This is a genomic window from Rhodobacter sp. SY28-1 (assembly GCF_005222785.1).
In the GTDB taxonomy this organism is placed as follows: domain Bacteria; phylum Pseudomonadota; class Alphaproteobacteria; order Rhodobacterales; family Rhodobacteraceae; genus Tabrizicola.
Genome location: NZ_STGH01000001.1, coordinates 1,230,289 through 1,242,326, shown reverse-complemented (window position 1 = coordinate 1,242,326; position 12,038 = coordinate 1,230,289). Strand labels below are relative to the sequence as shown.

At 62.6% G+C, this 12,038-nt stretch carries 11 protein-coding genes and 1 pseudogene; 1 reads left to right on the top strand and 11 read right to left on the bottom strand.

Annotated elements, in window-relative coordinates:
* Positions 1-13 precede the first annotated feature (13 nt).
* The 4 genes from E8M84_RS06060 to E8M84_RS06045 form a co-directional block, all read right to left on the bottom strand.
* The gene (locus tag E8M84_RS06060; protein WP_137110250.1) at positions 14-358 is read right to left on the bottom strand and encodes a hypothetical protein; all 345 of its coding nucleotides are present in this window, start codon (positions 356-358) and stop codon (positions 14-16) included.
* Positions 359-367: 9 nt separating this feature from the next.
* A complete protein-coding gene (locus E8M84_RS21920; RefSeq protein ID WP_137110249.1) occupies positions 368-589 on the bottom strand; it encodes an AlpA family phage regulatory protein in 222 nt (73 codons plus the stop codon).
* A gap of 84 nt (positions 590-673) precedes the next feature.
* The gene (locus E8M84_RS06050; RefSeq protein WP_137110248.1) at positions 674-1,396 is read right to left on the bottom strand and encodes a hypothetical protein; all 723 of its coding nucleotides are present in this window, start codon (positions 1,394-1,396) and stop codon (positions 674-676) included.
* A gap of 26 nt (positions 1,397-1,422) precedes the next feature.
* Positions 1,423-2,637: a site-specific integrase gene (locus tag E8M84_RS06045; protein WP_240790293.1), complete on the bottom strand. Its 1,215-nt coding sequence runs from the start codon at positions 2,635-2,637 to the stop codon at positions 1,423-1,425.
* 626 nt (positions 2,638-3,263) lie between these two features.
* Here E8M84_RS06045 and E8M84_RS06040 point away from each other — a divergent pair.
* A pseudogene (locus E8M84_RS06040) lies at positions 3,264-3,698 on the top strand (transposase).
* A gap of 19 nt (positions 3,699-3,717) precedes the next feature.
* Here E8M84_RS06040 and E8M84_RS06035 read toward each other — a convergent pair.
* The 7 genes from E8M84_RS06035 to E8M84_RS06005 form a co-directional block, all read right to left on the bottom strand.
* Positions 3,718-5,397: a hydantoinase B/oxoprolinase family protein gene (locus E8M84_RS06035; protein WP_137110246.1), complete on the bottom strand. Its 1,680-nt coding sequence runs from the start codon at positions 5,395-5,397 to the stop codon at positions 3,718-3,720.
* Complete coding sequence (locus tag E8M84_RS06030) at positions 5,394-7,412, bottom strand: hydantoinase/oxoprolinase family protein (protein WP_137110245.1); 2,019 nt, start codon at positions 7,410-7,412, stop codon at positions 5,394-5,396. Before E8M84_RS06030 ends, E8M84_RS06035 begins: the two co-directional genes overlap by 4 nt.
* Positions 7,413-8,114 carry an ABC transporter ATP-binding protein gene (locus tag E8M84_RS06025; protein WP_137110842.1) on the bottom strand — a complete coding sequence of 234 codons (702 nt, stop codon included), beginning with the start codon at positions 8,112-8,114 and terminating at the stop codon, positions 7,413-7,415. It lies immediately after the preceding gene.
* Positions 8,101-8,805 carry an ABC transporter ATP-binding protein gene (locus tag E8M84_RS06020; protein WP_137110244.1) on the bottom strand — a complete coding sequence of 235 codons (705 nt, stop codon included), beginning with the start codon at positions 8,803-8,805 and terminating at the stop codon, positions 8,101-8,103. Before E8M84_RS06020 ends, E8M84_RS06025 begins: the two co-directional genes overlap by 14 nt.
* The gene (locus E8M84_RS06015; RefSeq protein ID WP_137110243.1) at positions 8,793-9,725 is read right to left on the bottom strand and encodes a branched-chain amino acid ABC transporter permease; all 933 of its coding nucleotides are present in this window, start codon (positions 9,723-9,725) and stop codon (positions 8,793-8,795) included. The genes E8M84_RS06020 and E8M84_RS06015 overlap by 13 nt, the downstream gene beginning before the upstream one ends.
* Positions 9,722-10,600, bottom strand: a complete 879-nt coding sequence (locus tag E8M84_RS06010) for a branched-chain amino acid ABC transporter permease (protein WP_137110242.1) — start codon at positions 10,598-10,600, stop codon at positions 9,722-9,724. Before E8M84_RS06010 ends, E8M84_RS06015 begins: the two co-directional genes overlap by 4 nt.
* Before the next feature lie 84 nt (positions 10,601-10,684).
* Positions 10,685-11,962, bottom strand: coding sequence for an ABC transporter substrate-binding protein (locus E8M84_RS06005; RefSeq protein ID WP_137110241.1), 1,278 nt, complete (start codon positions 11,960-11,962; stop codon positions 10,685-10,687).
* Between the last annotated feature and the right edge of the window lie 76 nt (positions 11,963-12,038).

Below are 12,038 nucleotides of genomic sequence, written 5' to 3'. Positions count from 1 at the left end.
GGATGGGTCTGCATCACGCTACGCCCCCCAGATAGACCAGGAAGGCCGCTCGCGTCGCAGGGGGCATGCGCCTCGCGGCTGCCACCGCATAGGCCTTCAGCTCACTCTCCGTCGCCCACCCTGCCCATTCGGTCGCATGGGTCATAAGGTTTGTCAGAGGGGCACCAGGAAGGCCTCTACGGTGGAAGTCGTCCAGCGCCTCCCAGAGGATCGGTGCGGCGTCCTCCGGCTCACACTCGGCAATCGCAAGGCACAGGGTCGTTGCCCGCTCAGCTCTTAGGCGGTATTCTTTGGACTTGAACGCATGTTCAGACTGCCCAGCGCCGGTAGCGCCCGCCAGCGCGCCGGGGTTTTCCATGCGACCCAATCAGGCCACCTTGTCAGTCTTGGGTTCTGGAGCCTTTTCCCACGCTTGCACGTCCGCCCAGCGCCACCGTGTGATCTGTGGCGAGAGTTTCACGGGGGCGGGAAATTGCCGCTCATTGGCCCAGCGCCAGATTGTGGCCCGGCTAACTCGGAAATGGGCGGCTAGGTCGGTGTCCGCTGCATAGGCATTGCGGATCGGATCGGGCGTTACGGGTTTAGCCATCATGTGCATCCCTTTTGCGTGTTGCATTGGGATGAACATGCCAACCGAATTTCGGCAGAAAAATCGAAAAGCGTTTCGAATGATTTACCGATTTCCACCCTTTGACTTTCGCCCAGGCGTTGAAGCGGCTGGGCGAGCTATGCCTAGCTCGCGCCAGAGGGCGAGCCATTCGGCTGTCTTCCTTCCTCGCCCGAAACGCATCCTCCCGATAGCTTTGTTTGTGATTTCGCCACGGTCCCAAGCCTCAACCATCTGCAACACTATGTCCTTAAACTCGCTTCCACTTTTGAAAGCGATGGCTTCCTCCGCTTCAATGCTCGCTCGCTCCAGAACCTTATCAACGAGCGCTTCTGCCTGCATAGGTATTGCGGAAAGGGAAATACAAAGGGGAAAGTTCACAATGGGGCGGAAAACTTGGTCGAATGTGCCCGCTAAATTCTCGGTAATCTTCATGCCTTCGAAGTCTATCCAGACAGTGCGAACGCTCCCTGCCCTAAGGCGACCGTCCCGCGACTCAGGAAACTGCCTGTAGTCATTGTAGTCAAAAGGGTCGTCAGTTTCGACCATCAGCAGGCTGGGTGCAATGTGCAGAACGGAGCCGCTGGGGGAAGCAACTCGGATCTCGTTTGCATACTGATCGAGAAAGCGGCCCATCAGCCAATTGGCAAATGCCTTGCATTCGTCATGTGGTGGGCCGGTGTCGATTTGAAAGCGGGGTTCTGGGGCGTCCGTTGTTCCCCGCTCAAGCTCACCAGACCAGAGCCTTTCATCGGCAACCGTGTAGAAAGCATTCAGCAACTCGGCCAAGCTGATGTAACCCTCGGGGCACCACATCAACCAATCCTCACCACGTTGCCGCCCAGTGCCCGGTCAGACAGGAAGTTGGCCCAGTCTGCCATCATCCGCCGCCGCTTTTCGATCATATCGCCTCGCCGGTAGGCCGCCTCCACCGCATTGCTGATCCGGTGGGCAAGTGCAACTTCGGCCATTTCGCCCGGATATTGCGTCCGCTCTGCCACCCAATCCCTGAAGGTGCTGCGCAAGCCATGAGGCACGGCAGGACGCTTGCTCACGCGGTCTAGATAGCCCTCAGCCCCGCGATCAACTGCCGCCGTGTGCTGGCGCTTCATAAGCATGGAGAGAGCCATGTCAGAAAGCTGCCCACCCTTGGCCCCCGGAAACACCAGAGGGTTGCGGTCCAGCCGGGGCAGAGCCTTCAACAGGTCAACCGCTTCCGCAGTTAGGGGCACGCGGTGCTCACGCTGCATTTTCATTCGGTGGGCAGGCACAATCCAAAGGGCCTTAGCAAGGTCGATTTCATCCCACCTTGCGCCCCGCACCTCGCCCGATCTGGCGGCAGTGAGGGCAAGAAACTCCAATGCTCTCGCCGGGAAGCCCTCGCGCGCCCGCAAGTCCGCAAACCACGGGGCGGCATCGTCCAGTTGCAATGCAGGGTGGTTGCTTTCCTTTGCTACCTTGCTGGCCGCTGGCAGTAGTTCCTTAAGGTTACCAGACCAGCGCGCCGGGTTGTCGCCGCTTCTGTGCCCGGCCACCGTAGCCCACGATAGAACCGCCTCGATCCGCCCGCGAAGGCGGGTAGCGGTCTCTGTCTTTGTCGCCCAGATGGGCTGAAGGCAGCGCAGAACGGCGGCTGTATCAATCGCTCCGACAGGCATCGCGCCAATTTCAGGAATGGCATAGTTGTCCAGAGTGCTGCGCCACTGGGCGCGGTGCTTCTCATTGCGGAACGCGTCCAGCTTTGCAGCAAGCGCCTTGTCCACCGCTTCGCTAAACAGCATGCCCTTTCGGCGCGCCTCGATCAGCCGCGCCCTAGCTGCTTTCCGCTCCTCAACCGGATCAACTCCCCGCTCCACCTTGTCGCGCGCCTCTCTCGCCTTCTCGCGGGCTTGTGAGAGCGTGACGGTCGGAAACCCGCCCAGTCCGATATCCCTGCGGCGGCCGCCGATCAGCATCCGCAGAATCCATGACTTCGCCCCGGTCGGGGTGAGCTGCATATAGAGGCCAGTAACTCCGCCGACCGGCACCATGAGGTTACCCTTCCCACCGGGGTGGGCTAGGCGCTTTACGTCCAGAGGGCCAAGTTCGGCAGCTATTTTCGGCATCTTCTTATTTTCCCGCAATCATACCCATCAAAGAGAATGACACAGGACAGGGTGGCATGCAACGGCATGAAACACGACACACCGACAAACGCCTGCGTTTATTGGATATATTTGCACTCCGTCGTTCAGGGATGCAACGGGAGCAAACGCAAGAATGGCGGCCTCCGGGTCCGCCACCCATTCCCATCTCTCCAGTCGCATCCCTGTGCGTGCGGGATTTCTCCCACAAGTTCCGCGGCTTGTGCAGTGGCAAGCTGGCGCGAGACGCGCAGCCTTCGGACACCACACGCTGATCGCCCCTACGAAAGTGGCGAGCATCAGGTTGCTGGTCCGGTTTCTTCTGAAACGGGGAACTGTCAGGGAATTTTCATTCTATGGGCCCTCAAAGCAGCACTTTCGCCAGTTCGGTCGAAAGATCTTCGTTCAGTGGCAGAGGCTTACACCTGATTTCCCTGTTTCACTCGCAACAGGGAACCAGGGTCAGGACCTATTGAACTGCTTGAGGCTGCTGTCGCAGCGTGATTCAAGCCTTCGAGCTGACGGGGGTGATGATTAGCAATCTTCTCTGGCTGACGGACGAGCACATGGCACGATTGAAGCCGTTCTATCCGAAGAGCCATGGCAAGCCGCGGGTCGGTGACCGGCGGGTGTTGAGCGGCATAATCTTCTTCAACCGCAATGGCTTACGTTGTAGCGATGGTGCGATGATGAGGGGTGAGCCCACCATCGGTTCGAGCGAGCCGGCGAGAGCCGACTGATTCCGAGAAGCGTTGAAGGACAAGGGGATGCGTCCCTGAGTCCCTGGTCGGACATCGCACGGGAAAGTCGTCCGCTACCACAAGCGCCGCTATCGCCGCCGCAACCGGACCGAGATCATGCTCGGTCGCCTGAAAGACTGGCGCCGTGTCGCAACCTGCTACGACAGATGCGCCAAGACCATCCTGTCCGCCGTCGCTCTCGCCGCAACGGTCATGTTCTGGCTTTGACGATCAATCCGTCTGGACCCTAGTGGTCAGGCCAAAGGCGTGCGGCGTCCGCTGGGCTGTATCGTCCCAGCCGCACGTCCTCGGCCACGAGCGCGGGGTCGCGGGCGGCAGGCGGGCCATAACCGCCGCCACCAGGGGTGCGCACCCGGACCCGGTCGCCGGGTTTAAGCGCGATGTCCTGCGCCTTGGACAAGTGCTCGGGGACAAGCGTGACACCATCGCGGATCACCTCGACCCGGTTCACGGCGCCATCCTGACCGCCCAAAGCACCCTGCGGCCCGACCCGGCCATGATCCATCACGAAACTTGCCCTGGCCTCGCCTCGCAGGAGCTCAATCTCGTAGTCCAGCCCGAACCCGCCGCGATGCTGTCCTGCGCCGCCCGAGCCTTCGTGGAGCGCGTATCGGCGGTAGAGGACGGGATAGGTCTGCTCCATGATCTCAACGGGTGGCGCCTTGGAGATGCCAATCGTCGAGCAACCGTTGGAGATCCCGTCGCCCTCAGCAAAGCCGCCATAGCCACCGCCCGAGATCTGGTACATCACATAGTCGCGGCCCCTTTCCGGGTCATGCCCGCCAAGGCCAAAGTTGCCGGAGGTGCCCGCGGGGGCTGCTGTCACCCGGTCAGGCACCGCTTGGACTAATGCGGCAAAGACCGCCTCGGCGATGCGCTGGCTGACCTCGGCCGCGCAGCCGCTGACCGGGCGGGGATACTGAGCATCGAGGAACGTGCCTTCGATGCCAGTCACGGCCAGCGGCTCGAAAGCGCCTGCCGAAATCGGCACGTCCGGGAAGATATGCCGCATCGCAAGATAGACCGCCGAGAGGGTCGTCGCTCGGACCGAGTTCATCGGACCCATGCAGGGCGTCGACGATCCGGCAAAGTCGAAGGTCAGATCGCCTGCACCTTTGGTAACGGCCAGGGCAATCGTCAGCGGTTCGTTCACGACCCCATCGCTGTCCACGATGGCCCACGACAGGTAGGTCCCGTCCGGAATGAGGCCGATCATCGCCCGCATCTGCCGCGCTGCCAGCTTCCGCATCTCGGCAATCGCTTCGGTCACAGTCGCGTCGCCGTAGCGATCGAGAACGAGGCCCAGCCGCTCGGCCCCGACCAAGAGCGCCGAGGCCTGGGCCTTGACGTCGCCGATCCGTTGTTCCGACACGCGGATGTTCGAGCAGATGATCTGGTAGATCTCCTGATCCAGCTCGCCTTTCTTGAACAGCTTGACCGGCGGGATCCGAAGCCCCTCTTGTTCAGAGCTGATGGCACTGGCGGAGAAACCCCCGGGGACCGCGCCCCCGGTGTCGGGCCAATGTCCGGTGTTCGATAGCCAGCAGTAGATCCGGCCGTCGCGCCAGACCGGCATCGCAAAGCGCACATCCATCAGATGGGTGCCGCCCAGATAGGGATCATTGACGATGTAGATGTCGCCGGGTTCGGGTGCGGCGGTCAGGCCCGCGGCGATCCGCTCCAGTATCGTGCGGGTCGAAAATTGCATGACGCCCACAAAGACCGGCAAGCCTTTGGACCCCTGCGCGATCAGACTGCCATCGGTGGCGGAATAGATGCCGTCCGACCGATCGTTCGCTTCGGCGATGACCGGCGAAAAGGCAGCGCGCGAGAAGGTCAAGTCCATCTCGTCGCAGATCTGCTGCAGGGCCGCCTGGATGACCGCAAGGGTGACGGGGTCGATCATGCCGCGACCTCCACAATCAGATTGCCTTCGCCATCCGAGGTGACGCGCGCGCCAGGGTCCACCACGACGGTCGTGTCCATCTGTTCGATTATGACGGGCCCCTTCAGGTCAATCTCCAAAGGCAAGTGATCGCGCCAGTAGACCGGCGTTTCGTGCCAGCTTTCGAACCAGACCTTGCGGTGCGAGGCGGGTTCAGCCTTGTCCAGTCTGCCCTTGGGGTCGATCAACCGCGACAGGTCCAGGGCCGGGCGCTCGCCGATGACCGAGACGTTCAGGTTCACCAGATTGGCCCGGATCGTCGGAAGATCGACGCGGAATCTTGTGCGGTAGGCGGCCTCGAAAAGCCGCTGGAGCTGTTCGCGGTCCGGTGTGGCCGAGGGCAGTTGGACCCGCAAGAGATGCGTTTGACCGACGAACTGCATGTCGGCGGAGACCTCTGTCCGAACCGAGGTCAGCGCAATCTTTTCATGGCCGATCAGGCGGCGACCTTCGGCTTCCTGTTCTGCCAGAACGCGATGAACATGGGCGAAGTCGGCTGCATCAAGCGGACGGTTCAGCGTGCGCACGAAGTCATGCCGAAGGTCTGCCAACACACATCCCAAGGCATTGGTTATGCCTGGACGCGCCGGGATCAGGACCTTGGGAACGTTCAGCTCTTTTGCCAGAGCCACGGCATGCAAGGGACCCGCGCCGCCGAAGGCGAACAGGGCAAAGTCGCGCGGATCAGCGCCCATGGAGATCGAGACCATCCGGATTGCGCCAGCCATATGGGTGTTGGCGATGCGGATGACGGCCTCGGCGGCGGCCTCGACGGACAGGTCGAGGGGTGCGGCTATCTGCGCTTGCATCGCCGAGAAGGCTGCCTCTGCGGCCTGACCGAAACGGCTTGCCGGCAAGCGGCCAAGGATCAGGTTCGCGTCGGAAATCGTGACCCTGGTGCCGCCGCGCCCATAGCAGACTGGTCCGGGGGTGGAACCCGCGCTTTCCGGCCCAACCCGCAACATGCCGCCCGCATCAATCCGCGCGATGGACCCCCCACCCGCCCCCACGGTGCGGACGTCGACCATCGGCACATGGATCGGCATGGCATATTCGACCTCGATCTCGTTCGAGACCGGCGCAACCCCGCCTTTGATCATCGCGACATCAGTCGAGGTCCCGCCCATGTCATAGGTCAAGAGGTTGGGCATCCCGGCCCGCCGCCCCGTCGCTACTGCCGCCATCACGCCTGAGGCCGGGCCCGACATCACGGTTTTCACGGCCTCTTTCGCCACGTCCTTGGCAGAAATCATCCCGCCATTGCCATTCATCACCAGAAGGTCGCGCGCATAGCCCTTTTCGGCCAGTTGATCGGCCAGTCGGACCACATAGCGTTCAAGCAAGGGCTGGACCGAGGCATTCACCGCGGCGGTGACGCCCCGCTCATACTCGCGGGCTTCCGACAGAAGCTTGTGCCCCAGCGTGATGTACGCATTCGGCCAGATCCCCTTTGCGATCTCGCCCGCCCGCACTTCATGGGCCGGGTTGGCATAAGCGTGCAGGAAGTGGATCACCAGCGCCTCGCAACCTGCGTCGCGAAGCTCGGTCACAGCCTTTCGAAGCGCAGCTTCGTCCAACGGGGTCAGCACCCGGCCGCGTGCGTCCATCCGTTCCGGCACTTCCAGGCGCAAATCGCGGGGGATGACCGGGACGAAATGCCCCTTCATGCCGTAGGCTTGCGGGCGTGTACGGCGACCAAGCTCCAGCACGTCGCGAAAGCCCATTGTCGTGATGAGGCCGGTCTTCGAAAGCTGCCGCTCCAGCACGGCGTTGGTCGTGGTCGTCGTGCCGTGAACGATCAGGTCAATGCTGGACAGGTCCGCCTCCGCCTCGGCGAAGGCATTCAGCACGCCGCCAGACTGGTTCGGTAGCGTGGTCGGTACCTTGGCCAGCCGCACCGCACCGGTCGCGGGATCAAAGATCACCAAATCGGTGAAGGTTCCGCCCACATCAACGCCTGCGACAAGCCCGGTCATTCAGACACCCACATAGGTTCGAAACACTTCGGCACCTGGCTGCAACTCCATGGCTGGGACGGTCTTCTCGATCCGCCCGCCCGTCATGAAAGCGACGCTGTCCGCCAGTTTCAGCACCGCATCGACCCGCTGTTCGACCAACACGACCGCGACACCCTGCGCCTTCAGCGTCAGGACCGCCTCCTGGATGAGCGTGATCATCGACGGCTGCAGGCCTTCGGTCGGCTCGTCGAGGAGCAGGACCTTCGGCGCAAGGCAAAGTGCCCGGGCGATCGCCAGCATCTGCTGCTCGCCGCCGGACAAGGTCTGGGCGGTCTGGGTCAGGCGCTCGCGGAGCCGGGGGAAAAGGGTCAGGACACGGTGCAGGGAGGCCTCGTCGTTGCCCTGCACCAGACCGCCAATCGCCAGGTTTTCCGCCACGGTCAGCGGGCCGAACAGGCGACGGCCTTGCGGAACATAGGCCAGGCCGCGCTTGGGCACCTCATGGGCAGGAAGGCTTTCAAGGGCCATGCCGTTCAGGTGGATGGTGCCAGATGCCGCAGGGACAAGGCCCATTAGGCATTTGAGCAGGGTGGACTTCCCCACTCCGTTCCGGCCCATAAGGCAGGTGACCTGACCAGGTTCCGCACGGAAATCAACACCGCGCAGGACGGTGACGGGGCCGTAGCCTGCGATGATGCCCTGCACGTCAAGCGCCAAGATAAGCCTCCTGCACAGCGGGGTTGGCACGGATTTCGGCTGGCGTGCCCGTGGCCAGAACCTGGCCAAAGTTCAGGACGGTGATCCGAGTGGCGAGATCCATGACCACCTCGATGTTGTGCTCGATCAGCAGGACGGTGGTTTCCGGGACCAGGCCTTGGACCAGCGACTTGAAGCCCGCGATTTCGCTGGCGGCAAGGCCCTGCGTCGGCTCGTCCAGGATCAGGAGGCGGGGGTTGAGGGCAAGCCCCATCGCAAGCTCGAGAAGGCGTTGGTGTCCGTAGGAAAGGGTCTGGGCCTCCTGTGCCTCAAGGTCCTGCAGACCGACGCGGGCCAGCGCGGCGCGGGTTTTCGCGGGCAAGTCTTTCGCGCCATGTGACTGGACGGCCAGAGCCACGTTGTCGAAGACAGTCAGGCGCGGGAAGATCGAGGTGACCTGGAAGGTGTAGGCGATGCCCTTTCTGACCCGCGCATGGGCAGGAAGTCGGCTGATGTCTTCTCCATCCAGCAAGATGGCACCGGATTGGGGCAGCCGGCGCCCCGAAAGCAGGCTGACGAAGGTTGTCTTGCCCGCGCCATTCGGGCCGATGAGGGCGTGGATTTCCCCCGGGCGCAACGTGAAATCGACCCCGTCCACGGCCTTCAGGCCGCCGAAATGGAGGGTAAGTCCGTGCGTCTCGATCAGGGGAGCCATTTGACCCACCTTTCGCGGATCGTGCCAAGGATCCCTTTCGGAGCGAAGAGGACAAGCGCCACCAGGGCCAGCCCGACGAAGAACAGATAGGCGGTGGTAAGGCCTGACGCGACCTCGATCAACGCAAACATCAAGGCCGCGCCAAGGAAGGGGCCGAGCGTCGTGCCCGCCCCGCCGAGGAGAACATAAAGCATCGGCAGGATCGAATACTGGATCGTCGCGAAGCTTGCGCCGACATAGCCAAAGAGCAGCGCGTAAGCCGCACCGGCTGCCCCCGCATAAAGACCCGATATCGTCAGCGCGGCGAGTTTCACGGCAAAGGGATTGTAGCCAAGCATCCGTGACCGCTCTTCATTCTCGCGCATCGCCACGAGGGTCCGACCGAAGGGTGAGCGTACAAGCGCAAGGCTGACAAGAAGGCCAACGGCAAAAAGGGCAAGGGCCGATAGGAAGCGAGGCGTGTCCGTGGCAAGGTCGAACCCTGCAAATGTCCGGCCGGCGGCGGCGACGGTAAATCCCTCGTCCCCGCCGGTCGTGGGCGCGAAGTAGAGGATCGTCAGATACCCGGCTTGGGCAAACATGAGCGTCACGATCATGAAGCTGACCCCGGCCGTCCGCAGCGCTAACAATCCCACTGCAGCGGCCATCGTGCCGCCTGCCAATGTTCCGACAAGCAACGCGGGTCCCGCAGCAAGACCCCAAAGCTGCGCAGAAAGCCCAGCCGCATACATCCCCGCGCCTAAGAGGAGCGCGTGACCAAGCGACAGCAGCCCCGTGTAGCCGAAGGCGAGATTGTACCCCATGGCAAAGATGGCCAGCACCATAATCCGGGCGAGGTTGGTGGTATGATAGGGCGACAGCACGAACTGCGCCGTGAACAGCGCCGCGATCAGGGCAAGGTGGAGCGCCCAGACCTTCACGATCTTGCTCCGAACAGGCCCTGCGGGCGGAAGACGAGGACCATGGCGACCAAGAGCGTGGCGAGAATTTTCGCCAGCGTCGGCGCAAAGAACATCGAGATCACGCCGTCACACAATCCGATGACAATAGCGGCGATCAGGGTGCCGCGCAGACTGCCCAGCCCGCCGATGATGACGACGATGAACGACAGAAGAAGCGTGTCGCCGCCCATCAGGTAATGCGCCTGCTGGATTGGCACGATCAGCACCCCGGCAAGGGCGGCAAGGCCAGCACCCAGGGCGAAGGTGCCCATGTAGACCCGGTCGACATTGATCCCGAAGCTGCGGGCGGTGGTACGGTCAACTTGCGTCGCACGCATGATGAGCCCCGCCTTGGTGCGCGTGATGAAGGCCCAAAGGGTGAGAAGCACCACACAGGCGGCGAGGACGACGAAAAGCTTGTAGCCGGAATAGCCGAACCACGGCAGCTGGATGCGCCATTCGAACGGGGCCTGAACCGGGTTGGCGTTGGGGCCGTACAGGCTGAGCGTGGCCTGCTCGATCATGTACAGAAGCCCGATGGTGGCGACGATGGTCGCCTCGGGGTCGTAGTTCAGACGCTTCAGGATCAGCCCGTCCGTCGCGGCCGCCAGCGCACCGACGACAAGGGGCGCGACGATGATGGCGGCGGCAAATGCGATCGCGGCAGGGCCTGGCACATGCTGCGCTACTGCCCAGGCGAGGACGGCACCCAGCATGTAGAACGCCCCATGCGCGACGTTGACGACGCGCATGACTCCGAAGACCAGCGACAGCCCGCTTGCGGCCAACGCAAGGACAGCAGCCGTCACGAGGCCTTCCATCAGGGCAAGAAGCAAGAATGGTCCGAAGGTCATCTGGGTCCAGGCATTCGGGGGGCGGCCAGACGGCCACCCCGTATCGTGCGGAAAACTGGGCGGGCCTTGCCCGCCCTTTCGGCCCTAGAAGGACATTGTCGTATAGTCGACGGCATCCTTATAGGCGCCATCGGCCATGCTGGTCTGGTGGACGCGGATCAGCTTGCCCCCCTGGACCTGGGAGATGTTCTGCGTGCCGAAGACCTGGTGGGTCTTGCCGTTGAACACCTTGGCACCCTGCGGCCGCTCGATGCCGTATGGCAGGTCCGCCATCGCTTCCATCGCTTCGACGAATTTCTGCCGGTCAGTGGGACCGGTGTACCCAGAGGCCTCCATGCCAGCCTTGATCGCGAAAAGCGTCTCCCAAGTGGAAAACATGTGGGAATAGGTCGCAACATCTGCCGTATCGCTGACCGAGGCGCCGTTGTCATCGACGCCCACGGCGGCCCGGTAGGCGGCCTCATGCTCGCCCGCGTCGGCCGGTTTCACCCGGTTGTGGCCTTCCCAGAAATAGCTACCTTCCAGGAATTCCAGACCCGGAGTGGCAGTATCAACCGCTTCCAAGGAGTCGATGAACCCGAAGAACGGCGGCTTCGCGCCCGAGCCGTAGAACTCGCCCAGTTCCTTGACGAAGGTCAGAACGGCGGGGCCGACCATGACGTGGTAAAGGACTTCGGTTTCGGCAGGTATCTGCGGGAAGTATCGAGTGAAGCTGGTCTCGGTCGGAGGGATCGCGATCTGCGCGATGACTTCACCGCCCTGGGCCGCCATCGCGGCGGTAAAGAAATCGCGGTGGTCGTGACCGAAGGCGAAGTCCGGGAAGATCATCGTGACCTTCTTTCCAAGGTTGGCCGAAACCCACGGCGCCATCGATGCAATCTGGCTGCGCACGTCGGTGATGCCGGGCTGCAGCGTCCAGCGGTTCAGCATGCCGCTTGCGACATGATAGCCTTCCGAGCAGACGAGATAAGGCACTTTCAGTTCGCCCGCCCGCGGGGCAGACCCGATGACCACATGGGAGAAGAGCGTTCCCATCACCACGTCACAGCCATCGGACTGGGTAAGCTTGTCAACGACTTCCGAGCCGCGCTTGGGATCGGTTGCGTCATCCTCAAACAGGATTTCGACCGGGCGGCCGCCAATGCCGCCGCCATCATTGATCAGTTTGATGGCAGCCTGTGCGGTGCGCTCGTACCAGCGGCCGTAGCTGGCCCCGATGCCGGTCCGGTGCAGTTGAAAGCCGATCTTGATCGGTGCCGCTTGCGCGCCGACATGCCCGGGCAGCGCCGCTGCCAGAAGTCCCGCACCGCTTGTAAGCAGCAAGTTGCGGCGGGTCGGATGAAGAAGTGTGTTTCTCGTCATGTTCGTCGCTCCACTGTTGCGGCCTCGTATCGGGCCCTTGATTGTCATGAGGCCCGCCGGCCTCGGAGAAGTCCCG